The organism is Gillisia sp. Hel_I_86 (assembly GCF_007827275.1).
Classification (GTDB): Bacteria; Bacteroidota; Bacteroidia; order Flavobacteriales; family Flavobacteriaceae; genus Gillisia.
Genome location: NZ_VISE01000001.1, coordinates 2,641,641 through 2,666,051, shown reverse-complemented (window position 1 = coordinate 2,666,051; position 24,411 = coordinate 2,641,641). Strand labels below are relative to the sequence as shown.

Below are 24,411 nucleotides of genomic sequence, written 5' to 3'. Positions count from 1 at the left end.
CACTACGTTTCCTTCAGAATGACAGCTCAGATTACTCGTCATACATAACTTGTTTCAGTATCCCATTTAATCCAGTACAGACCCTGAAAGTAGTTCAGTATGCCAACGTGGTCAAGTGCCTTGTTTGACGAAAAGCGGATATACATTATTTAGTATCTCTCCATATTTCGACATGCCTAATATGACCATAAAATTATCTACTATAGTTAGGAGATTCATTAGTGATGGTTACATCATGAGGATGACTTTCATTGATTCCAGAAGAAGAGATCTTCACAAACTTCCCGGTCTCTTTTAAAGTTTCAATATCCTTTGCACCACAATACCCCATACCGGCCCTTAAACCACCTACAAATTGATGGATGCTTTCTTCTAATTCTCCTTTATAAGGCACACGTCCTACAATTCCTTCTGGCACCAACTTCTTGATATCGTCTTCCACATCCTGGAAATACCTGTCTTTGGAACCTTGTTTCATAGCTTCTACAGATCCCATTCCTCGATATGACTTGAATTTTCTACCTTCATAAATAATGGTTTCACCTGGAGATTCTTTTGTTCCCGCAAGAAGAGATCCCAGCATTACACAATCTGCTCCAGCCGCAATAGCCTTTGGAATATCTCCTGTATACCGAATTCCTCCATCTGCAATTACAGGAACACCGGTTCCTTTAAGAGCAGCTGCAACTTCTAGTACTGCAGAGAACTGAGGGAATCCTACTCCGGCCACAACTCTTGTGGTGCAAATAGATCCAGGTCCAATTCCAACTTTTACGGCATCTGCACCTGCATCGGCCAAATATTTGGCAGCTTCAGCAGTTGCTATATTTCCAACAACAACTTCTAAATCTGGAAATTTTGCTTTTATATTTTTTAATACTTCAACCACTCCTTTGGTATGACCGTGAGCAGTATCTATGATAATAGCATCTACACCTGCTTTCACCAAAGCACTGGCACGTTCTACAGAATCTGCAGTTACACCGATAGCCGCTGCAACGCGAAGCCTTCCGTAGCCATCTTTATTGGCATTTGGTTTTTGGGTAAGTTTTGTAATATCACGGAATGTAATTAATCCAACCAATTTATCCTGATCGTTTACAACCGGTAATTTTTCAATCTTATTTTTTTGCAAGATCACCTCAGCTTCTTCCAAAGAAGTCCCTTCAGAAACCGTAACCAAATTCTCTGAAGTCATAACTTCAGCAATTGGTCTACTATTGTTTTTCTCAAACCTTAGATCCCTATTGGTTACGATACCCAATAACTTCCCATGGGCATCTATAATTGGAATTCCCCCAATACTGTGCTCCTTCATATTATTTTTGGCATCGATCACCTTTGCGGACAATGGCAAGGTAATCGGATCTATAATCATCCCACTTTCCGCACGTTTCACCTTACGAACCTTCAGGGCTTGTTCCTCAATGCTCATATTCTTATGCAACACACCAATACCACCTTCCCGAGCCATGGCGATAGCCATCTTGCTCTCGGTAACCGTATCCATGGCTGCGGATATTATCGGCAAATTAATAGTAATATTTTTTGTGAATTTTGAGCGAATACTTACGTCGCGGGGTAGAATTTCTGAAAATGCGGGAACCAATAATACGTCGTCGTATGTAAGTCCTTCCCCAACAATTTTGGAATCGTGTGCAGTCATAGCAATTAAAGATTTAATTGCGTGCAAATATACGTAATTTAAAACAAGGAAATAGTCTGAAAATCAGCTAATCTTGGATTTATTCTGAAAAGGAACAATCAGCATCTGTTTACAACTTTATTTGTAAAGTAGCATACCAAGTAAGAGGTTGTGCCGGAATTATTCCCGGACCTGGGTATCCTGTTGCCCTCCGCGTAAAATAAGATTTATCCAATAAATTATTAATACCTGTCTCTATTCTAAATTTTCCCAAGGAATAGGAAGTGGAAAGATCCATTATTCCGTAGGCGGGAATGCTTCCTTCAATTCCACGCTGATTGTCATTTAAATCCTGTGGAGCATTGGTTGCATCTGTAAACTGACTGGATAAATAAGTGTATTGCAATCCAGCGAGAAAGTTTTTATATCCAAAGTTCAATCCCGTCTTAAGATTGACTTCAGGAATAAATTCCACTTGATTTCCTTTAACATTAACCTCTTGGGAACTAGTGTATTCCGATTTTGTAAACGCGGCGTTTATAAAAACATTCAATTTGTAATTCTTTGCCGAATCGAAAAAAGTGTTTCTAAGGTTCCAATCAGCAAAAGTTTCCAATCCATAGATAAAGGCATCACCTATATTTCCTCTAAAACGCACGATCCTTCCAGTTTCTTCAACTTCTCCTTGGGCATTTTCCCTAGTTTCAGACTTTAAAACCTCGCCAATCCTTTTATTGTATTTCAAAGCAAAAACACTAAAATCATAAGAAACGAAATCCTTAAGCCTACCACGAATTCCAAGATCTGATGTAAAACCTTCCTCATCCTTGATATTTGGATCTACCTGAAAAACCGGATTTATCACCCGTATATCATTAAAGGTAACAGAGCGATAATTCTGGGAAAAATTAGCGTACAGTTCGTTAGTTGTATTCAAGTTGAAGCTACTGCCAATTCCAAGTAAAACAAAGTTTCTGTCAAATTTCCTGTTATCGGGAATGGTTTGGTTTACAAGAATATTTCCTGCCAAATCTTCAAGTATAAATTTATAATCTCCCTCTGCTTGGGTATTTATATATTCATATCGAAATCCTGGTGTAATGGAAAACCTGTTGGTAATGTTGAAGATATTCTCACCGAAAAAAGCGAGGTTTTTATTTGGAAAAACAAATTCAGATTGTCTTGAATAACTGGGAAATTGCTGTTTAGCAAAATCGAAATCAGGACCTGCAGTCGCACTTCCCGGTCCTTGGCGCTGATTATTTTTTGCATCATAATACTTACTTCCAAATAGTAGAACAGATTCTTCACCCAAGAAATTATATCTTGTTAAAACACGGGCTTCTGCTCCCCAATTGGAGAAATTGTCCACCAATAATTCTCTAGGCGCAGCTGGATCATCTGCTTGGGAAACCCTATTTTCTCGAAATCCCACTGCTTTTCTTGTAGCATCAAGGCCAAATATATTTAAACTAAAATCTGTTCTCTCTGAAATTTTATGTTGAAGTTTTAGCGCAAATAAATTCCAGTTCACATCAAACCAGTTACGTTCCCTATTGGAAAAATTAGGGTTTTCATAAAACTGGGCATCTGTGAGACCGCCGGGTTGCTGAGCCAAATAATCTAAAAAAGTATATTCGAAACTTATTTTAGTTTTTTCATTGAACTTCCAACCTATATAAGCAAAAGCATTATGAGAATCATATTCAGAATTTGGCCGGAAGCCTTCCCCACTTTTATAATTATAGTATGTATAATAACTGAATTTCCCAATGGTACCGCTTAAGCTGTTAAAACTGGTAAACAAATTATACGACCCCACAGATTGTCTGGAGATAAGTTCAATTTCCTTATCTGGAACTGGCTCTTTAAATTTAAAATTAATAAGCCCTCCAAACTGGGTTCCATATTGAAGTGATGCAGCTCCACGTACCACCTGGATCTCCCTTAATGCTTCTGGAGGTGGGGTGTAATAACTTTCCGGATATCCTAAAACATCTGCAGAAATATCATAACCATTTTGCCTAGTATTAAAATTCTGGGTCCTGTTGGGGTCCAATCCCCTACCGCCGATATTTAGTTGGAGACCTGCATCGCCATTGTCATAAATATTTAGTCCAACCACTTGACTGTAAATTTGTCTGGCATTGTTGGCTGCCAAGTTCCCAGCAACCTTACCCAATAGGACTACCTCGCTTTTTTTACCGGCATAAATCGCAGTTCCTTCTACTTTCCTTAGTTGCCTTAAAGCAAAAATCTGTTCCCTTCGGTTAGTAAGTAAAACCTCGCTTAATCTTTCTGCCAAGGGCGACAACCTAAATTCTGCCGTGGTATCTAGATTAATACTAATTTGCCGTTCTTCAATTTCATAATCGTAACTAAATACGGCAAATTGGTAAACTCCAACTGCAAGATCTTTCATTATAAAATTTCCATTCACATCTGCCACAGTCATTTTACCAATTGTTTTGTTCCATACCTCTGCATTCGAAATGGGTTCACCTGAATCTGAAGAAAGTATTTTTCCGCTGAGGGAATACTGCGCTTGAACGAAAAATGTAACTAAAAAAAATATACTAAAGGCCTTTAATTTCATCTTGAAATGGTAATATGAAAGATTTATGTTTAAACGAATCGTCAAAATTTAGCAGATTTAGTTCAGGATCTATATAGGGAGCACTTTTTCTGCCATTTAGCGCCACGTAATTTTCTACATAAACTTCAATATTTTTATGCCCATCTTTTCTAAAATGCTCAGCAAGAAAGTGAGCATACTGCAACATAAAATCGGGTTGAAAAGACATTTGTTTTTCCTGAAATGGCGTTAAAAAGTCGGAATTGTCCACATAAAATCTTCTTCCACTTTCACTGTCAACAATTTTAAACTGCGAATATCCAGCTTTTTCTATCAACATGACCCTCCAGGAAAAGCGAAATCCTTCTTCGGTCCAGAAAAGTTCTCCTGGATACGCTAAATATCTCCACGGAAGCAAGATCTGAATAAAGAAAAATACGGCTACTACAGAAAGGAAAATCTTTCTTTTTACAGGCTGAAAGACTAAGCCTAGAGAATTGTCAAATTTCGATTTATTAATTCCGAAGAAACTAGAAATTTTACGGAGAATCTTATGGTGCACCTTGGGACTAAAAAATATCAGCGCACTTACGATCATTACATACGGGAACATCCCAATAGGAAATAGAACCCGGGTCATAACGTGAAATATAACTACCAAAAGGAATGCAAAAAAACGGGTTTTTCTCCAAAGTAATAAAAATGGAATTGTTAGATCGTACAACATCCCACTCCAACTAAAGGCATAATGCACCCATTCCTGTTGCATAAGATTTCCAAGCAAAGGAAGATCGTATTTGGAAGGCAGCCATATCTTTAATGGCATAGCACGCAGCAACCAATCCGAGTTTAATTTGGCAAGCCCTGCATAGAAATAAACAATAGCCAGCAATAATTTTAAGGAGTCTATGCACCAAGCGGGAATCTGTTGAAAAGCTTTTTTAGGATCTTTCCAAGCATCTAAAGAAAAGTAAGCATTTGCAGGAAGAAAAATCATTAAAAAACTAAGAATACTTATGAAGTAATAATGGTTTAAATAGGTGGTTTTATCCATCAACTCGATGTACGTAAAACTCAAAAAAAAGCTGATGATAAACAGGCGGTACTTATAACCGATGGCAACAAAAAAAGCTGATACTCCGCACAGGATAAAAATTAAATAGGTAAAATCGCCCAGCGGTTTCACCCATTCAAACCCATAATAGGAAAAAAATAATTTAGGATTTATATAAAGCTTTTCGATCCATCCATTCAACCAGAAACGGATAATACTTGCCAACATCATACTCCCAAAAAATAAACGGAAGACTGCCAGAGGGGCAGCTTCCGTATAAGAATTGAAATATTTATTGATCTGAAGCCTCATTTAAAAAAAAGACTAATCCCCATCTGAATCTACATAGTCTACACTAATGGAAAGTGACTGCATCATATCTACTTTCAATAATATAACCTCCTTCTGCAATTCATCAAATGCTTGCAGCATTACGGTATTATTTGTTTGCACCTGAGATTTTAAACTTTGATCCAAACCTGTAGCCTGACTTAAAATAGTATCGAATTGATTATTGATTAAAGTACTTAATATTTGCCCGTCTTTCATAGAATCTAGATAATCCAGATATTGTTTATAACTAGGCCCTGTTTGGCTACTAGCATAATATTTACCGTTAAAAAAATCTTGCACGCTTTTTACCGATTTAATATATAATTCCTTAGAAAGATCTTGAGAGTATAAAGCCTCTACATTTCCTGGAGAAGGCTCTCCAGTAAAGACCCCTGCAGGAAAACCAATTTTACCGGACCTAAGGAATTTTTCAAAATACAAAACGTAATCATTCGTAAACTTATCTACAGAACCAGTACTGGATGAGCTTGTATTATTTACAAAATTATCTCTAAAAGTTCCTTGCCAAGAAGCATTAACTTCACTTGTAAGGTTATTTATCCTTTTAGAAACATCTAATAAGTAACTTTTATATTTTTCTGAAGAATAGATGTTAACTATTTCCTGGTCACTATCAGCCAGCCCGTTTATTAATAAATCCAAGGCAGGAAAACCCTGCTCATTATAAGTGCTTGGAAGTGTAAGATTATAATCCCCACTTTCAATCTTGTTTATAATTGCACTAACATTTGTAGGGTAAGTATTTAAGAAATTTCTGTAGTTTAATTCTTCAGCTTTGCCAATCTCGAACATAGAAACCGTCTGAAAATCAAGATATGCCTTTTTATATGCAGCTCTTAATTGCACCAAGTTCCCTTCAGAAGGATCGGTTGTAAAAGAGTTGGTTTTTTCCTGAAGATTTTGTGTGGAAGATGCAAAATTCTCAAAAGACGGAACAATAATATTATCGGCCCAATTGGCTAACATAGCTTTACGGTCAAAAGAATTTTCACCTCCACTAATTGGTTCTTCGCCATCATTATCTGAAGTGCAGGCAGCAAAAACAAATAGCGCTAAAAATAAAAATTTCGAAATTTTAATCATAATATTGAATTTTAAAATCTGGGGCAGAAATTAATTCGGCCCCAGACGATTATTTTTATTCTGCAGCCTGTGCAACTGTGAAACCAAATGCAGTAGCTATTTCTTCAGAAATGCTATCCAAGGTTTGCGGAGTTACATCCCAAAATCCGTTTCCGGCTAAAAGTTGCGCTTTAAACTCATCTACCTGTGCTTTATTGATATATGGCATATTAGTAGCGGGATTATTAGTAAACCTCAAGCTATAGACAAATCCAAAACCTTCAGATAACTGATTAAATGCCCTACCTTTATTATTGTTTTCAAAAGCTTTTTTTGCATTTTGCAAGTACCTAACGGACCTTACACCAATAACCTTAGAAAGGTTACTACTAATGATACTTACTTGCTCATCGCGAATTTCATAATTTTCAGCAACTATTGCCGCTCTACCTTTTTTGAAGGCATCAAAAGTACTTGTTGCCAAGCCTGCAAAATCTGGATCGGCATCAACCTCGCCTAAATAATCGAATAGTAATTTATCTTGACTCTGGCCTAAAACCGAATTAGGATTTGCAGAAGGAATAGAGGGATCGCCATATAGATATCCATAGGCTTCATCCCATGTATGTTCCATTGTGGTAAAATTTGTTCCATCTTCAACAACTCCATTCGCATTCTTTATCCTATTATCCCCTTCATCAAGAACTGCCGTAGTTAAATAATTGTTTATAATTTGATCCAGCACAAGCCCTCCAATTAAACCTTTCGCAAATGCTTGGTTTAATTCAAGACCTTTTCCATTTACATATCTTACGCCAGATCCTGCGGCAATTTGTCCAGCAACTCCGGGTTCAGCTAATAGATCCTTGTTTGCTTTTACAACAGTCATTTGCTCTTCAATAAATGCTTCAAAGTCTGCTTTTATTTCTGTGCTTTCTACTGTGTTTGATGAAAAATATAAGCTAGATGCTGCTACTTTAGATTTCACACTTTTTGAAGATTCATTTAATGCAGCTGAAGAAAAAGGTGAATTTTCATTGGAGAACATATTGGAAAGTGATTCTGCTGTGGCATTTTCAAAATCAGTGAAAGAAGACAGAATTTCGGCAGACATTTGGAGTCTGGTAGTTTGCCCCTCGAAATTTACGGTAGTTGCATTCCCTCTTTCAAAAGTGTAATTTTGTGGGATTACAAGCGTGTTTTCCATTGGTAATTGTGCGTCGTCTGAGCTGCAAGAGGTTAAAGTTAATCCTGCGGTGAACGCAATTAAAGCTAATCTTTTCATGAATATTTATTTAGACTGAATTAAAATAGTGATCTGTTTCGAGTGCAAATATAAAAACGAATTCTAGTTACACAAAACTTATTTAGATTAATTTTAAATAATATTTAACAATAAAAAACCGAAGAAGTATCGATAATACTAATGATAAGCTGAGAAGATTTTAGTTGCCTCATTATAAGAGGATTCAAAACTGGTCATTTTAATATTGGAATCTGCTTTTTTAGAATTGAAGTAAGAAAGCATTTTTTCGGTAGGCATATTCCCTGTTAATTCATCTTTTGCCATCGGGCAACCTCCAAAACCTTGAATGGCTCCATCGAATCTTCTGCAACCCGAAGTATAAGCTGCATCTATTTTTTCATGCCAAGAGGTGGGCGTTGTATGTAGATGAGCCCCAAACTCTATTTTTGGGTATTTTGGAATTAGATTAGAATACAAATATGAAATAATCTCGGGCGTACTACTCCCAATAGTATCGGAAAGTGATAAGATGCTCACCCCCATATTAGACATCTTTTCAGTCCATTCTCCAACTATCTCCACATTCCATGGGTCACCATAAGGATTTCCAAAACCCATGGATAAATAGGCAACAACTTCTTTATTGGAAGCATTTGCTATTTCTAATATCTGTTTTAAAGTTTCTACAGATTCATCGATGGTCTTATGGGTATTCCGCATCTGAAAATTTTCGGAAATAGAAAAAGGATATCCCAAATATTGTATTTCTGGATGTTGAGAAGCATCCTGAGCACCTCGAACATTTGCAATAATGGCGAGCAATTTACTTTGAGTTGCAGAGAGATCTAGTTTAGATAAAACCTCGGCTGTATCTACCATTTGCGGAATTGCCCTAGGAGAAACAAAACTCCCAAAATCTATGGTATCAAAACCACATCGTAGCAAAGATTGGATATATTGAATTTTCTCCCCAGTAGGAATAAAGGTTTTAATGCCTTGCATGGCATCTCTGGGACATTCAATAATCTTTATTTTATCCATAGCCCAAAGATAGTATTTTAGCATATATATAAAAATAAAGAAGCACAATGGGAAGATGGAAAATCCCATGGGAATTAAGCACTGAAAATTAGGATATTGCGGTGATCTTTTATTCTAAATCAAGATCAATACTCCTATTCCAATGAAAACAACAATCTGGATCCATTTCAACAAAACCCCCGATTGCTTGTGCTGCAATAAATAATGGGAGATCTTCCCTGCTAAAAGGGCAACTGCTCCAAAGATCAATAAAGCCTGCAGCAGGAACAAGATGCCAAGTATATAAAATTGAAGAATAGTATTCCCTTCTGGTTCCCATAAAAAGCCAGGAAAGAAAGCTAAAAAGAAAACAGTCACTTTTGGGTTTAAAACGTTCATGATAAAACCTTGGCGAAATAAATTTCCCATCCTTTTGGCCGCAACATCACGTATCGCAATGGAGCTATCGCTTTTAAAAACCTTATAGGCTAGATAAAATAGGTACAAAGCACCAAATATCTTAATTAAAGTGAACAATATTGGGGAAGCTTTAATAACTGCTGAAACTCCAAATGCAACTAAACTGGTGTGAATTAAAATCCCTGAAACCAAGCCTAAAGTTGTTATTATTCCAGCCTTTTTCCCGTTTGAAATACTCTGCACCAAAACATAAATAATATCTGGTCCCGGGGAGAGGGTCAATAATATGGAAGCCGTTATAAATGGAATAAGTTGTACTAACACTAATACGTGGATTTGCTATTTTTTGTTGGATGCCAATAAAACAGCTTTATTGATCTCTTTAATCAAACTAGGTCCTTCGTAAATAAACCCTGTGTAAAGCTGAATTAAACTAGCTCCTGCTTCCAGTTTTTCAAGAGCATCTTCGGCCGAATGAATTCCACCAACACCGATTATTGGAAATGCTTTATTGCTTTTTTCCGAAAGAAAACGAATCACTTCCGTAGCTCTATTTTTTAATGGCTTTCCACTTAGGCCTCCCATTTCATCTCTATTCCCAGACTGAAGGCTTTCCCTTGAAATTGTGGTATTAGTAGCAATTACCCCTGCAATCCCAGTTCCTGCAACTATATCAATTATGTCCAATAATTGCTCATTAGTAAGGTCTGGAGCTATTTTTAAAAGAATGGGTTTCGATTTTGCTTTGGTTTCGTTTAATTTCTGAAGCGTATTCAAAAGATCCGTTAGCGGTTCTTTATCCTGAAGGGCTCGTAAATTTGGCGTATTTGGGGAACTTACATTAACCACAAAATAATCTACATGATCGAACAATGCTTCAAAACATATTTTATAATCTGAAACCGCTTCTTCGTTGGGAGTGATTTTATTCTTGCCAATATTCCCTCCAATTAGAACATTCTTGTTGGGTTTTAACCGTTTTACTGCTGCCTCCACTCCCTCATTATTAAATCCCATCCTATTAATAATAGCTGAATCTTCCCTAAGCCTGAACAATCGTTTTTTATCATTTCCTGGCTGGCCTTTTGGGGTAACAGTACCAATCTCCACAAACCCAAACCCTAATACATCCAGCTCCTTGTATAAAACCGCATTTTTATCGAAGCCCGCAGCCAGTCCAACCGGATTTTTAAAGCTTAGTCCAAATACTTTTCTCTCCAATCTTGGGTCATTCATTTGAAATTTATTTTTCAAAAGAGACGAAATTCCTGGGGCCCTAAAAAGTAGTTTAAGCGCATCAAAAGTAAAATCATGAACCTCTTCAGGATCAAATTTGAATAAAAGCGGTCTTATCAGGGATTTATACATAGTAACGATCTTTGTGCAAAAGTAGCTTATTTCGCAAAATGGAAGTAATTATTTGAAAGGACTTTAAAACAGTCAACCAGGGAACTTCCATTTGTGTATCCATTTTATGTCCTATAGTTCTTTCGTCACCCTGAATTTATTTCAGGGTCTCATTTTATTATATTAATTCTTGGTCTTATTAGATTCTGAAGCAAGTTCAGAATGACGTTATTTATTATTTTATGACACTTTACGGATATACATACTTCCATTAATCATCTGCATAAAAAAACAGCCCGAAGGCTGTTTTTTAAAATTTATAAATAGTTGTTTTTACTTCAGCGTAAATGCAAGTCTTGCAAAAAGGAATCGTCCTCCAATTCCAAATTGCTGTGCCCGTCTGGACCAATCGAAACGACCATCGCTTCTATTTCCAAAATCTTGTTCTGCCCTATCTGGATACACATCCAATAAATTATTTGCTCCTACTGTAAGCGTAAGAGGTTCAGATACTTTATATCCTAGGGACAAATCTGTCACGATCTTAGAACCAAATACTTGTTGGTTGGCAATAGTGGTGGTAGCTTCGGTAACTTCTCCAAAGAACACATTTCTTAGAAAAACATTGAATTTTCCGGCAGTTAAGCTATTGGTAAGGTTCACTTTTGTTCTTGGAACTGCTTCTTCTAAATACACCCTACTGTCTTCTGGAAAATAAGTGCCTACTTTCTCAGCTCTAATTAATAGGTCTGAAGCTTTAATATCTCCTACTTGCTTTGTTTTGGATAAAGTGGCAGCAAGATCAGATTTCAATCTGAATCCGTTGTTAAATGTTGCATTGTGAGTTAAGACCAAGTCCACACCTTTGGACTCGGTATCTATGGCATTGGCAAAGAATGATGCAGCGGTGGCATTTGCTTGTCTTAACAAATTAAAAAGTTCTAATTGTGCTCCAGAATATACAGCCGGAACACCGTTGGTGCCAGTCCCGGGATCTGGTGTAGGTTGAAATTGCCCCGTATAAACTACCCTATCATCTATAGCTACAAAATAACCATCCACTGTCAAAGAAAGATTTGCATCTGGAATTTGTGCAGTAAATCCAACACTCAAACTTCTAGATGTTTCCTCCTTTAATTGAGGGATCCCTAATAATTTTGCGGCACGACTATCGTTAGAAAAAGTTCCTACTTCTTGAGGATTTCCTTCATTATCAAAAATTGTAGAAGTTGAGTTAAAATTTAACTGATGCAAAGAAGGGGCTCTAAAACCTGTATTGGCTGCTCCCCTAATATTAATATTATCTGTTAACTTATATCTTGATGACAATTTAAAGTTAATTGTAGAACCGAAATCTGAATAATCTTCAAATCTAGTGGCAAAGGTTAACAAAAATTGTTCAGTAAGATCTGCTTCAATATCAAAATAACCAGCAATACTACTTCGTTCTCTGGACAATTCGTTCTTTGGACTAAACCCTGGGAATACTTGTGAACCTCCTGGTCTACCACGACCAAAGAAGTCAGTTGAAGGCGACTGAGAAGCTAATGTTATAGGAGTTCCATTTTCTGTATACTGCTCATAAGAAGCTCTTTCCCCAGCGACTATTTCATAATTTTCCAGCCTATACTCTCCACCAAAAGCGACATTCATTCCAGAAAACATATCCTCGTAAAAATTAGAAATATCTAAATTGGTCGTGTTTTGAGCAAAAGAAAATCCTCCCGCATCAAAAGTAGTAGGGCTTGCTTGTTTTAGCGAAGCGTTCGAGGTATTGGAAATAAGATATAAGAATTCATTTCTTCCCCATGTATTACTAAAATCCACATCCCAGTCCCCAATTTTTCCTTTTATCCCTGCTGCAATGGATTTATCATTGATTTTAGAGTTGATCTCTGGTAAAAAACCATTGATATAAATAGGTGTATATGTCCTATTTTGGTTTGGCAACCTATAGAATCCTGCAGAATTTCCATTTCTTGAACTAATTCCCGCAAAAGAATAAAGCTCGGTTCCAGCATCGTCCAATGGCAATGAAAAATTAGCGAAGAACCTTCCACCCCTAAGTGCAGATTGTCCCACTCTCATATTATAATCGCTTCTTTCTTGCCCACGCGCATTTAATTCATCTTCAGTAACATCAAAGTTTAACAACGACTGTAAAGTTGCTCTATCTGGGGCATTATTAATATCATCTTTTAGTTGCTCACTAAAATAAGGCACGTTTTGAGCATACTGCTGAATTTCAGCATCGGTTAAACTGGCAATATCTGCTCCTGCATTAAATGCAACATTTTCAATGGCGTTGTACCCTTTAAAAATTTCGCCTTCCCATTCCTTCATTCTACTATAATCTTCACGATAGTCAAAATCCCCGGAGAAATTAACAAACCCACCATTCTCACCTAATGGAATCCCATAACTGGCAGCCACATTTACTGTTTCTCCATCTACTCCTCCTGTTTGGTCGTTTGCATTTTCAGTGAAATTTGCCCCCGTAGTCACAGTAAGATTCAATTCATTTACATTTTTATTCAACACAATATTTATAACCCCGGCAATAGCATCAGACCCATATTGCGCTGCAGCCCCATCCCTTAAAACCTCTATTCGTTGAATAGCAGCCGCAGGTATCGCATTTAAATCGGTTCCTACACTTCCCCTACCAAAGGTTCCATTTACATTTACCAGAGAAGTGTTATGCCTTCTCTTTCCATTTACAAGTACCAACACTTGATCTGGTCCCAATCCCCTTAAAGAAGCAGGATCTATATGATCTGTTCCATCTGAAATTGTTTGGGTATTCGATGTAAATGAAGGTGCTACATAATTCAGCATCTGATTTAAATTCACTTGTGGTACTGCTGAAGCTAATTCTTTTATATCCAATACATCAATGGGCACTGTTGATTCCACAACGGTCCTACTTGGATTACGGGAACCTACCAGCATTACTTCACCTAAAGCCATTCCCGAAACCATTGTTACATTCATCACAGCACTCTGAATCTCCATTTTTTTGGTGTCAAATCCTACAAATGAAAACACCAAGGTTTGCCCCATGCTTGCTTCAATAGTAAATTTTCCATCAAAATCTGTAATTGTTCCTCTATTGGTGCCTTCAATAGCAACAGATACGCCCCCTAAAGGTTGTGCTTGGTCATCTATAACAGTTCCCGTGATTTCTTGTGTTTGAGCTTGAGCAGCCCAAGCAACAAAAAACAAACAGAACATTACGTAAAAATTCTTCATAAGTTTATATTTTTGATTTTAATCAAAGATAGTGAAAATTTTGGGCCATTGTTATAAGCCAATGAGTATCCTATATGAACTTATCACTGATTTATTAACATAAATTATTACTAATAATTAAATATTTTAAATGATTTCAAAAAAAAATATCATCAATAGGTTTATTAGTTACGTAACTATAGATACCCAAAGTGATCCAGACAGCAATAAAACCCCTAGCACAGAAAAGCAATGGGATCTCGCTAATAGGCTTGCCGTAGAGCTTAAAAAAATTGGAATGGAGGAAGTGGAAATAGATGAAAATGCATATATCATGGCGACGCTGCCCGCTAATGTTGCCCATGAGGTTCCTGTAATTGGTTTTGTATCGCACTTTGATACATCTCCAGATTTTACCGGAACAAACGTGAAACCCCAAATAATTGAAGATTATGACGGAAAAGATATTATCTTGAATAAAGAACAAGACATTATCCTATCGCCAGATTATTTTGATGATCTTTTGCAATACAAAGGACAAACCTTGATCACTACAGACGGAACTACCTTACTAGGCGCAGATGACAAAGCAGGAATTACCGAAATAGTAACCGCCATGGAATATTTAATAACTAACCCGCAAATTCCGCATGGAAAGATCCGCGTGGGATTTACACCAGATGAAGAAATAGGAAGAGGCGCCCATAAATTTGACGTTAAAAAATTTGGGGCCGAATGGGCCTACACGATGGATGGTAGCCAAATTGGAGAACTGGAATATGAAAATTTCAATGCTGCAGCAGCTGTTGTGAAAATTAAAGGAAAGATCGTACATCCGGGATATGCCAAGGACAAAATGATAAACAGCATGTATATCGCACAGGATTTCATTAATTCCCTTCCAAGATTGGAGACGCCGGAACATACCGAGGATAGACAAGGTTTTTTCCATTTAACGGATATCGATGGAGATGTAGAAGAAACAACCCTAAAATATATTATTAGGGATCACGATAAAAGCCATTTTGAAGCTAGAAAGGAAATGATTAGCAATCTCGCTCAGGAAATTAATTCCCAACATGAAAGGGAAGCGATACGTATCGAAATTAAAGACCAATATTTTAATATGCGGGAAAAAGTAGAACCTGTAATGCATATTGTGGATATTGCTGAAGAAGCTATGAAGCAACTAAATATCACGCCAATCATAAAACCAATTAGGGGCGGGACAGATGGTTCCCAATTGAGTTTTATGGGATTACCTTGTCCCAATATTTTCGCCGGGGGCCATAATTTCCATGGAAGGTACGAATATGTTCCTGTGGAAAGCATGCAAAGAGCTACAGAAGTAATCATTAAAATTGCAGAACTGACTTCAGAAAAACATAAATAATTATTGTTATGGCCAAGATTGAAAATGTAGGGCAATACATAGATGCTCATCCAAAATGGAAAGCTCAATTGCTTAAGCTAAGACAGTTGTTGCTTTCTTGCAACCTATCTGAAACCATAAAATGGGGTGCTCCGGTATACACCAAAGACAGCAAAAACTTGATTGGAATTGGTGCTTTTAAGAATCACTTTGGTTTATGGTTTTTTCAAGGAGCATTGCTTCAAAAAAACACAAAATTATTGGTGAATGCCCAAGAGGGAAAGACCCAAGCGATGAGACAAATTAAGTTTGACGAAACTTCTGAAATCCATTTGGATATTCTAAAACGATATGTGGAAGAAACTATAAGCCTCCACGATCAAGGAAAAACAGCAAAGTTAACCACTCCCAAAAAAGTTGAAATTCCCAATGAACTACAACAGGAATTAAATGCTAATATTGAGCTTAACAAAGCTTTTGATACACTTACCCCAGGGAAACAAAAAGAATACTCCGTATATATTATTGAAGCCAAAAGAAAAGCCACCAAACAAAATAGAATAGATAAAATAATCCCTTTAATTTTAGCGGGAAAAAGTCTTAATGATAAGTACAAAAATTGTTAAATAAAAAAGGAGCAAAATAAAATTTGCTCCTTTTTGTTTATAAAATGCATCTTAATTAGAAATAACAGCTTCCGCCCTTTCTCCGTCTCTTACCTTTGTTTTCAGAATCCCATAATTTCAAAGTAAGGCTAACTATAAGTTGGTTTAATCTAGGATCATCGAATGTTGCTTTATTAATTCCAAAATTCCCACCGTTAAAAAAATCTAAATTCTGTTTTTCTTCAGAAGAAAGAGAATAATCATATCTTACATCTACCCCAATAATTCCGAATTGAGCTTTTGCGCCTATCTGGGCAGAAAAAGGAGTGTTCTGTACAACTAATCCTGAAGGTGGCGTGGCGTTAGGTACATCTTCCAACCCAAATAAGCTAACATCAATTATATTCTTATAGGCTGCCCCCACATAAAGATCTAATGGTCCATATACATTATACCCAACGAGAACCGGCACGCTTAACTCCTCGATATTATATAAAGCATCATAATTCTGAAATTCGAACGTAGATTCAAGATTTGAATAAACAAGTTCTGGCCTTATAAAAAATTTACCAAAATTAACTTGCACCCAACCCCCACCATGGTAACCAATATTTCCTACTGCTTCAAAAGTATCGCTTGTATATTGTAAAGGAAGCCCTGAATCTATTCCAGTAATTTGTCCACCAGATGTTTTATTGATTCCTCCTTTTACACCAACTTGAAATTGTTGGGCATTCATTTGTGAAAAAGAAAAGCTAGTTAAGCTTATAAGGAGGGCGAAAACTAATTTATTCATTATGTAAGAGGTTAGTCTAATAGGTGGCTATATTCGGTAAATATATTGTTTTAATAGCTATTACAAAGTTGTTCTTCTGATAAACGCTTCAAAAATAAAAAAATTATGCAATTCTAAAAAAACCTAAAAAATAATATTCAATAATAAGGCTATCTATTAGAAAGAAAAATTTTATTTGTTTGTCCGTAAAGTATCCTAAACTGAAAAAGGACGTCATTCTGAACTTGTTTCAGAATCTCATTACAATGTAAATCAATACAATATTAAGACCCTGAAATAAATTCAGGGTGACGAGAGAACTATTAGGACAAAAAACGGATATACAAAAAATTTTATTTCATTAGTATCGGTTACAAATTTAAAAGTTATTCTTGTATTGGCAATGGTGCGAAGAAACGATGTATTTGAATATTTACCGCTTGCTTTTTCAATTAGAATTATAATTCTAGAACTTAGTAGTGTTGTAAAATTCGATATGCTTGTTTTTGATGGATTAAGAACAAGCCCAATTTCTATTATCCAAAAGCGAAGCAGTCTGATATCTTAATTGGACATGCCTATTTTTATTTGGCTTCTATCTTTCCCATTGTCCATTTCTTAATTCCCCCATCTAAAATATAAATTTGCTGAAATCCTAGATCTTGTAGGATTAAGGCAGCTTCGTGGGATTTATTTTCAGAAGTAAAATATACAGCAATTGGCAAACCCTTGTCCAGCTTATTTAAACGTTCTCTTACATTTTTCTTAGCAACCAGGCTCTCAGCATTAATAAGATGGGATTTTTTGAAATCTTTCTTAGATTGAACCTCGGTTTTATCGGCTGCATATTTAATTTCAGTCCGAACCTCAGCTGGGGTGATTGCATGAATCTCCTTCGCTTTGGGTTGGACACAGCCTTGCGAAAAAACAGTGATTAACACTAAACTAAAAAAAACTCTAACCATATACAAAAAGTTATTTTTGAATATCACCTTCCCAATCTGTAATACCTCCCATAAGATTGGAAGCATTATCAAAACCTTGTTGTTTCATTAATGCGCAAGCTTGAGCACTTCTCGCACCAGACCTGCAATACACATAGTAATTTTTAGACTTATCCAGCTTTTCAACTTCATCCAAAAATCCTTGTCCTTTATATATATCTATATTTTTTGCGTTTGGAATGTAGCCTTCAATAAATTCTTCTTCTGTGCGTACATCTAGAATTACCGCTTTTTCATCTTCGCGTACTTCTTTGGACCACTGTTCTTGTGTAAGGTTTTTCATATTTTAATTTTTATGCTGAACTAATAATCAATTGAGGCGTAAATATAATGTAAACCAATTTACTTAATTAGTCCTAAATTCAATAATTTTAAACAATCCCATTTTAGTCAAGAACCTCGGGGGCAAGCCCACAAGTAAGCATTGGAAAATAATTTTAAGAAATTCGAGGACATGTCTCGGGGATTTAACGCATATTATTTTCATTTATTTTAAAATTCACAACGCCCCTTGTTCCTCTTTAAAAAACTTTAACAAAAAATTGGATTTTCATTTCATTAATTCAACTACATTTGTATGTACAAATTTTGTCTAAACAAATGAAAATTGAAAAAATAATAAATACTGAAAATGAATTGCCCCCATCAAGGAAATTAATTCTAAGTATTTTACTTTCTACAAATGTGATTAACGATACAATTGCGGAAACCTTAAAACCATTCGAGTTGAGTATCCCTCAATTCAATGTGTTACGGATTTTACGGGGGCAAAAGGGAAAACCCGCCAATCTCTCCACAATTCAGGAAAGAATGGTGAGCAAAATGAGCAACACCACAAGATTAGTGGACAAACTCATTGCCAAAGACCTTGTTTCCCGCATGATTTGCGAAAAGAACAGGCGGAAAGTAGAAATCACGATTACCAAAAAAGGATTGGATCTACTCTCAGAGCTAGATCCAACTATAAATGAAACGGAATCTGAACTTACCGAAAATTTAAGTCTTTCTGAGATCACAACTTTATATGAAACACTACAAAAACTATTAAAATAATACTATGAAAAATTATATCGAAGATTTAAACTGGCGATACGCCACCAAACAATTTGATGCCAATAAAAAAATTTCTTCTGAAGATCTAGAAACCCTTTTAGAAGCTATTCAACTTACTGCTTCCTCTTATGGATTGCAACCTTATGAAATTATCGTGGTTAAAGATGCTGTTCTAAGAGAAAAATTAAAAATGGTTTCATGGAACCAAACACAGATCACAGATGCTTCTGAAGTTATAGTTTTTGCAAATAAAACCTACATTACCCCGGCTTATGTGGATTCTTATTTACAAGATATTGTACAAACAAGGGATCTTAAGATTGAAGATTTACAAGGTCTAAAAGAAATGTTGGAATCTACCATTTTAAAACTTAATCCGGAAGATCAAAGCGCTTGGGCTGCAAAACAAGCATATATCGCATTGGGGAACCTACTATCTGCGGCTGCAAATATGCGAATAGATACATGCCCAATGGAAGGTTTTGATGTGGCAAAATATGACGCACTTTTAAATTTAAAAGAAAAAGGATTAACCACTGCCGTTATTGCGACTGTTGGTTATAGAAGCAAAGAAGATCAAACTCAGTTCGCGGCAAAAGTTAGAAAAAGCAAGAATAATTTAATAAATACCATATAAACCAAAAAAAGAAAATTGTTATGAAAAAGAATGTTTTAAAAGGCCTAGCGGCTTCAGTAATTGTATTATCCACAGTGGCTTTTACAAGTATAAAAAAGGAAATTGATGTTGAAGAAAGTAAAGTTACCTGGAGGGGTGAAAAAGTAACTGGCTCTCATATTGGGACTATCAATTTAAAAAGCGGATTTTTGAATATAGAGAATGATAAATTAATTGGGGGAGAATTCGTAATGGATATGACCAGCATTTCCAATACAGATCTATCTGGTGAAAACAAACAGAAATTGGAAGGACATTTGAAATCTGAAGATTTCTTTGGGGTAGAAAAACACCCAACCTCCACATTGGTAATTACCAGTATCGCTGAAAAAGGAAATGGCTCTTATGGGGTTGTTGGTAACTTGACCATCAAGAATATCACAAAGCCTGTGACTTTCGATCTTAAAATGAATGGAGATACAGCAAATGCCAAATTGACCATAGATAGATCTAAATACGATGTAAAGTACGGTTCTGGAAGCTTTTTTGATAATTTAGGTGATAAAACGATCTACGATAATTTTGATTTGGAAGTGAATTTGAAGTTCTAAATATTAATCATAAAGATCAAATAGCGTTTCAGTTGAAAAAAACCTTTGTCAATTCAATTTGGATACCTATATTTGAACCGATGAAAAATAATACAGTACATACTTGGTGGTGGAACAACTTACGTCAAAACGTCGTGAAGTAACACTGCTATAGTATTTTCTCATACAAGGCTTGTCTCACGACAAGCCTTTTTTATTTAATTTTTTTTGAAGCAATAACATGTATACCTTAAAGACCACTTATAAAAAACTACTTGCAGATACGCTTACTCCCGTGAGCGTGTATCTCAAAATTCGGGATAAATATCCAAATAGCTTATTGCTGGAAAGTAGCGATTATCATGCCAACGATAATAGTTTTTCCTATATATGTTGCAATCCCATCGCCTCCATAAAGGTAAAAAATGACATTATTGAAGAGCTTTATCCGGATGGTTCAAAAAAAGTGACTTCTATAACTTCTGAAATTAAAGTCCCGGCCGTTATTCAAAATTTCTCTTCCTTATTTAAAACAGGGAATTCCAATTTCAAGTTTATAAATAACGGTCTTTTCGGATATACTGCATATGATGGGGTTCAATATTTCGAAAATATTAAGATCACCAAAAAGAAAGGGGATCTTGAAATCCCGGAAGTCTACTACGCAGTGTATCAAAACATCATAGCCATCAACCATTTCAATAACGAAGCTTATATTTTCGACCACAAATTCAATTCAGAAAACAAGCTGGAAGAAATTACGCAGTTAATAAAAGTGAAGAACTTCGCGAGCTATAATTTCAGAAGGGAAAATGCTGCGATTTCAAACTTAACCGATTCAGAATTTAAAGAAAATGTAGCTTTGGGGAAAAAGCATTGTCAGCGCGGGGATGTATTTCAATTGGTATTATCCCGCAGGTTTTCTCAAAGTTTTAAAGGAGACGAATTTAATGTATATCGCGCATTAAGAAGTATCAATCCATCCCCTTATTTGTTCTATTTCGATTATGGCGACTTTAAGATCTTCGGGAGTTCTCCGGAAGCGCAATTAGTGGTTTCAAACGGAAAAGCGGAGATCCATCCAATAGCCGGAACTTTTAAGCGTACCGGAAATGATGAACAAGATGCAGCATTGGCTAAAAAACTCTCTGAAGACGATAAGGAAAATGCAGAACATGTGATGTTGGTGGATCTTGCCAGAAATGACTTAAGCAGACATAGCACCAATGTAAAAGTGGAGAAATACAGGGAAGTGCAATTTTTCTCCCATGTTATTCATTTGGTTAGTAAAGTTACAGGGACGAAAAATGGGAAAATCAGCACCATGCAAATTGTTGCCGATACTTTTCCTGCAGGAACGCTTAGCGGAGCACCAAAACATAGCGCAATGACGCTCATCGAAAAATATGAGAATGTAAATAGAAGTGCTTATGGGGGTGCCATTGGATTCATGGATTTCAACGGAAATTATAACCATGCCATCATCATTAGATCTTTTGTGAGCAAGAACCATCAATTGCATTATCAGGCGGGAGCAGGAATTGTTTCAGAATCTAATGAAGAAAATGAATTGCAGGAAGTATATAACAAGTTGGGCGCATTAACTCAGGCAATTGAAATTGCTGAAGAAATTTAAAATGAAAGTGAACGAAAATAAAAACATAGCACAAAAGGTCGAATTTCAAACTGGTAAGAGAACTTCGGTTTTGGTCATAGACAATTACGATTCCTTTGTATATAATTTGGTGCATTACTTGGAAGAATTGGATTGCGAAGTAACAGTAGTTAGAAATAACGAAGTGGATCTGGACATGATCGCCAAATACGACAAGATCTTGCTTTCTCCCGGTCCCGGAATTCCCGATGAAGCTGGTTTACTAAAAGAGATAATTATTCGCTACGCACCAACAAAAAGCATTTTGGGCGTTTGTTTAGGACAACAAGCCATTGGAGAAGTTTTCGGCGGAAAGTTGATCAACTTAGAATCGGTTTTTCACGGGGTTTCCACCAAGATCAATGTTTCGGTAGAAAATGAAAGCTTGTTTAAAAACATAGCTAAGGAACTAATGGTAGGGAGATATCACTCCTGGGTGGTAGATCCAAATTTGCCGGGAGCCTTGGAAGCCACCTCTTTCGATGAAAATGGGCAGGTAATGTCCTTGCGCCATAGGGAATACGATGTAAAAGGGGTTCAATTTCATCCGGAATCGGTGTTGACTCCTATGGGAAAACAAATAATGAAGAACTGGGTTTTGGAAGTTAGAAAGTAGCTATTACAATTTATAACAATAAAAGATTTACAATGTTGAGTAGGATATCAGGTTGAGCGGAGTCGAAACCTTCTTTTTAAGTTAAAAGTTCTCGACTGCGCTGGAACAGACAAAACGAGATATTAAATGACTGAATAGAAATCGTATTCAGTATCTAAAAACTCTAAATAAATTTATCTAGACAAATGAAACATATACTTAACAGGTTAATCAATCACGAAACCATTTCGAAACAGGAAGCCAGCGAAGTCTTGGTGAATATTTCGAGAGGAGAATATAACGAGAGTCAGATCGCGGCATTTCTAACCGTTTATATGATGCGGAGTATCACTATAGATGAATTGGAAGGATTTCGGGATGCCTTGCTAAATCTGTGTCTTTCGGTAGATCTTAGTGATTATAACGCGATAGATCTTTGTGGAACAGGAGGTGATGGAAAAAACACTTTTAATATCTCTACCCTATCTTCTTTTGTAACTGCCGGTGCAGGAATTAAAGTTTCCAAGCATGGTAATTATGGAGTTTCTTCCATAAGTGGAAGTTCAAATGTGATGGAAGCTTTGGGAATCAAATTCAGCAATAAAGCCGACTTTTTAGAGCGTTGTATAGATAAGGCCGGGATATGTGTTTTACACGCTCCCCTATTTCATCCGGCCATGAAAAATGTTGCTCCTATCAGGAAATCCCTGGCGGTAAAAACCTTTTTCAATATGTTGGGGCCCATGGTAAATCCTGCATTTCCGAAGAACCAGTTGGTGGGGGTTTTTAGTTTGGAATTGGCAAGAATGTACGGGTATCTCTATCAGAACACCGATAAGAACTTCACTATTTTACACGCATTGGATGGTTACGATGAGATCTCTTTAACTGGTGCTACGAAAACTATTTCCAATGCTACGGAAGGAATGTTGCACCCTTCAGATTTTGGAGTGGAAGCTTTGAAAGCTTCAGAAATCTCGGGTGGCAGCTCCATTGAAAATTCAGCTAAAATATTTGTCGATGTATTAAAAGGAAAAGGTACCCTTCCCCAAAACAATGTGGTTTGTGCCAATGCAGGCATGGCTATTGCAACTTCTACGGGATGTACACCCATGGAAGGTTTTACGAAAGCACAAGAATCATTGAATTCTGGAAAAGCTTTGATAGCACTGAAGAAATTACAAGAATTAAGTGCTGTATAAATAAATGAATTGTATACCTGTTTATGTACTATAGTCGTATCGTCACCCTGAATTTATTTCAGGGTCTCAGTTTACTATATTAATTTTTAGTATTATAAGATTCTGAAACAAGTTCAGAATGACGTTATTTATCATTTTACGAGACTTTACGGTTATACTTAATATTGAAAACAATAAAATGAATATTCTAGATAAAATTATTGCTGATAAACGAAATGAGGTTACTCTTAAAAAGAAGCTTATTTCTGCTGAAGATTTAGAACATTATCCCCTTTTCGGTTATAAAACAAATTCTTTGGCAACTGCCCTAAAAAATAGTTCTAGCGGAGTTATTGCAGAGCATAAACGAAGATCGCCTTCTAAATCTGTGATCAATCAGGATCTTAATGTACAGGATGTTGCTTTGGGGTATGAAAATGCAGGGGTGTGCGGAATGTCGGTATTGACAGATGGAAAATATTTTGGAGGTTCGTTGGATGATCTTATTTTGGCGAGAGCAGCTGGGAAAATGCCTTTGTTGAGAAAGGAATTTATAATTGATGAATATCAGATCCTGGAAGCAAAAGCTTATGGTGCAGATGTTATTCTGCTAATAGCAGCTGTGTTGACTCGAGATGAAATAAAAACATTTTCTGAATTGGCTAAAAGTCTGGATTTAGAAGTGCTTTTAGAAGTTCATAACTTGGAAGAATTGGAAAAATCCATCATGCCAAGTTTGGATATGTTGGGAGTGAACAACAGAAATTTAAAAACTTTTGAAGTCAGCACCGATATCAGCAAACAGCTTTCAGAAAAGATCCCAACCGATTTTGTAAAGGTTTCGGAAAGTGGAATAAGCAGTGTGGAAGCTATTCAGGATCTAAAAAATTATGGGTATCAAGGCTTTTTAATTGGAGAGAATTTTATGAAGACCGATGATCCCGGAAAAAGCGCCGCTCAATTTATTCAAGAATTAGCAAGTAACTAAAATGAGCGATCTCAAACTGAAAAT

Annotated in this window: 21 protein-coding genes; 9 read left to right on the top strand and 12 right to left on the bottom strand. The window is 36.3% G+C overall.

What is annotated here, in order from left to right:
* Positions 1-193 precede the first annotated feature (193 nt).
* The 9 genes from guaB to JM83_RS11975 all read right to left on the bottom strand — a co-directional run bounded on the left by guaB (position 194) and on the right by JM83_RS11975 (position 13,975).
* Positions 194-1,666 carry an IMP dehydrogenase gene (gene guaB, locus JM83_RS12015; RefSeq protein ID WP_144962401.1) on the bottom strand — a complete coding sequence of 491 codons (1,473 nt, stop codon included), beginning with the start codon at positions 1,664-1,666 and terminating at the stop codon, positions 194-196.
* A 109-nt stretch (positions 1,667-1,775) separates the two neighbouring features.
* Complete coding sequence (locus tag JM83_RS12010) at positions 1,776-4,241, bottom strand: TonB-dependent receptor domain-containing protein (protein WP_144962400.1); 2,466 nt, start codon at positions 4,239-4,241, stop codon at positions 1,776-1,778.
* Positions 4,222-5,586, bottom strand: coding sequence for an HTTM domain-containing protein (locus JM83_RS12005; RefSeq protein ID WP_144962399.1), 1,365 nt, complete (start codon positions 5,584-5,586; stop codon positions 4,222-4,224). Before JM83_RS12005 ends, JM83_RS12010 begins: the two co-directional genes overlap by 20 nt.
* Before the next feature lie 12 nt (positions 5,587-5,598).
* Complete coding sequence (locus tag JM83_RS12000) at positions 5,599-6,711, bottom strand: imelysin family protein (RefSeq protein WP_144962398.1); 1,113 nt, start codon at positions 6,709-6,711, stop codon at positions 5,599-5,601.
* 55 nt (positions 6,712-6,766) lie between these two features.
* Positions 6,767-7,975, bottom strand: a complete 1,209-nt coding sequence (locus tag JM83_RS11995) for a DUF4856 domain-containing protein (protein ID WP_144962397.1) — start codon at positions 7,973-7,975, stop codon at positions 6,767-6,769.
* Positions 7,976-8,113: 138 nt separating this feature from the next.
* Positions 8,114-8,977 carry a hydroxymethylglutaryl-CoA lyase gene (locus JM83_RS11990; RefSeq protein WP_144962396.1) on the bottom strand — a complete coding sequence of 288 codons (864 nt, stop codon included), beginning with the start codon at positions 8,975-8,977 and terminating at the stop codon, positions 8,114-8,116.
* A gap of 114 nt (positions 8,978-9,091) precedes the next feature.
* Positions 9,092-9,700 (bottom strand): LysE family translocator, encoded by a 609-nt coding sequence (locus tag JM83_RS11985; protein WP_144962395.1) that lies wholly within the window; start codon positions 9,698-9,700, stop codon positions 9,092-9,094.
* Between the two features lie 15 nt (positions 9,701-9,715).
* Positions 9,716-10,744 carry a quinone-dependent dihydroorotate dehydrogenase gene (locus tag JM83_RS11980; RefSeq protein ID WP_144962394.1) on the bottom strand — a complete coding sequence of 343 codons (1,029 nt, stop codon included), beginning with the start codon at positions 10,742-10,744 and terminating at the stop codon, positions 9,716-9,718.
* Positions 10,745-11,056: 312 nt separating this feature from the next.
* Entirely contained in the window at positions 11,057-13,975 is a 2,919-nt protein-coding gene (locus tag JM83_RS11975; RefSeq protein WP_144962393.1) for a TonB-dependent receptor, read from the bottom strand.
* Between the two features lie 130 nt (positions 13,976-14,105).
* On the opposite strand from JM83_RS11975, the gene pepT reads away from it, so the two are divergent.
* Both pepT and JM83_RS11965 read left to right on the top strand, forming a co-directional pair.
* On the top strand, positions 14,106-15,347 hold the full coding sequence (gene pepT / locus JM83_RS11970; RefSeq protein ID WP_144962392.1) for a peptidase T: 1,242 nt from the start codon (positions 14,106-14,108) through the stop codon (positions 15,345-15,347).
* 8 nt (positions 15,348-15,355) lie between these two features.
* Complete coding sequence (locus JM83_RS11965; RefSeq protein WP_144962391.1) at positions 15,356-15,952, top strand: YdeI/OmpD-associated family protein; 597 nt, start codon at positions 15,356-15,358, stop codon at positions 15,950-15,952.
* Positions 15,953-16,007: 55 nt separating this feature from the next.
* On the opposite strand, the gene JM83_RS11960 is transcribed toward JM83_RS11965, so the two are convergent.
* From JM83_RS11960 to JM83_RS11950, 3 genes are all read right to left on the bottom strand, one after another.
* Positions 16,008-16,727, bottom strand: coding sequence for an outer membrane beta-barrel protein (locus tag JM83_RS11960; protein WP_144962390.1), 720 nt, complete (start codon positions 16,725-16,727; stop codon positions 16,008-16,010).
* A 563-nt stretch (positions 16,728-17,290) separates the two neighbouring features.
* Complete coding sequence (locus tag JM83_RS11955; RefSeq protein ID WP_186434991.1) at positions 17,291-17,671, bottom strand: rhodanese-like domain-containing protein; 381 nt, start codon at positions 17,669-17,671, stop codon at positions 17,291-17,293.
* Positions 17,672-17,681: 10 nt separating this feature from the next.
* Positions 17,682-17,993: a rhodanese-like domain-containing protein gene (locus JM83_RS11950; RefSeq protein ID WP_144962388.1), complete on the bottom strand. Its 312-nt coding sequence runs from the start codon at positions 17,991-17,993 to the stop codon at positions 17,682-17,684.
* 317 nt (positions 17,994-18,310) lie between these two features.
* Between JM83_RS11950 and JM83_RS11945 the strand changes: the two genes are divergently transcribed.
* The 7 genes from JM83_RS11945 to trpC all read left to right on the top strand — a co-directional run bounded on the left by JM83_RS11945 (position 18,311) and on the right by trpC (position 24,387).
* Entirely contained in the window at positions 18,311-18,763 is a 453-nt protein-coding gene (locus tag JM83_RS11945; RefSeq protein WP_144962387.1) for a MarR family winged helix-turn-helix transcriptional regulator, read from the top strand.
* A gap of 4 nt (positions 18,764-18,767) precedes the next feature.
* Positions 18,768-19,400, top strand: a complete 633-nt coding sequence (locus JM83_RS11940; RefSeq protein ID WP_144962386.1) for an NAD(P)H-dependent oxidoreductase — start codon at positions 18,768-18,770, stop codon at positions 19,398-19,400.
* 20 nt (positions 19,401-19,420) lie between these two features.
* Positions 19,421-19,990, top strand: a complete 570-nt coding sequence (locus JM83_RS11935; RefSeq protein WP_144962385.1) for a YceI family protein — start codon at positions 19,421-19,423, stop codon at positions 19,988-19,990.
* A gap of 220 nt (positions 19,991-20,210) precedes the next feature.
* Positions 20,211-21,605, top strand: a complete 1,395-nt coding sequence (locus JM83_RS11930; protein WP_144962384.1) for an anthranilate synthase component I family protein — start codon at positions 20,211-20,213, stop codon at positions 21,603-21,605.
* A 1-nt stretch (position 21,606) separates the two neighbouring features.
* The gene (locus JM83_RS11925; RefSeq protein ID WP_144962383.1) at positions 21,607-22,239 is read left to right on the top strand and encodes an anthranilate synthase component II; all 633 of its coding nucleotides are present in this window, start codon (positions 21,607-21,609) and stop codon (positions 22,237-22,239) included.
* A gap of 185 nt (positions 22,240-22,424) precedes the next feature.
* Positions 22,425-23,420 carry an anthranilate phosphoribosyltransferase gene (trpD, locus tag JM83_RS11920; protein WP_144962382.1) on the top strand — a complete coding sequence of 332 codons (996 nt, stop codon included), beginning with the start codon at positions 22,425-22,427 and terminating at the stop codon, positions 23,418-23,420.
* 178 nt (positions 23,421-23,598) lie between these two features.
* The gene (trpC, locus tag JM83_RS11915) at positions 23,599-24,387 is read left to right on the top strand and encodes an indole-3-glycerol phosphate synthase TrpC (protein ID WP_144963773.1); all 789 of its coding nucleotides are present in this window, start codon (positions 23,599-23,601) and stop codon (positions 24,385-24,387) included.
* The last annotated feature ends 24 nt before the right edge of the window (positions 24,388-24,411 follow it).